This window comes from Microbacterium sp. KNMS (assembly GCF_053851835.1).
Map to the genome: position 1 here is coordinate 1 of NZ_JBSQBP010000110.1, position 272 is coordinate 272.

Below are 272 nucleotides of genomic sequence, written 5' to 3' on the forward strand. Positions count from 1 at the left end.
GCTCTAGGTGGGTTCTTCTTTGTTTGTGGTTTACCCGGTTGGGCTTTAGTCCGTTGGATTTTTAATTTTATAGATAAACAGGAAGGTAAAACGATCGTTGAAGTGATCAAAGAGTTTAAGAATGCCAGAAAAGACATTGAAAACAGTTAATACCGCCTTCGGGCGGTTTTTTTATATCTGAAGGAAACCGAAATGAATATTGAAAAATATCTTGATGAATTAATTAAGCGTGAAGGCGGGTATGTAAATAACCCAGCTGATCGGGGCGGTGC

At 39.0% G+C, this 272-nt stretch carries 1 protein-coding gene; it reads left to right on the forward strand.

Going from position 1 to position 272, the window contains the following annotated elements:
• Positions 1–192: 192 nt before the first annotated feature.
• Positions 193–272 (forward strand): glycosyl hydrolase 108 family protein (locus ACWXWW_RS18040; protein WP_455971386.1); only part of this gene is annotated, 80 nt, incomplete at its 3' end.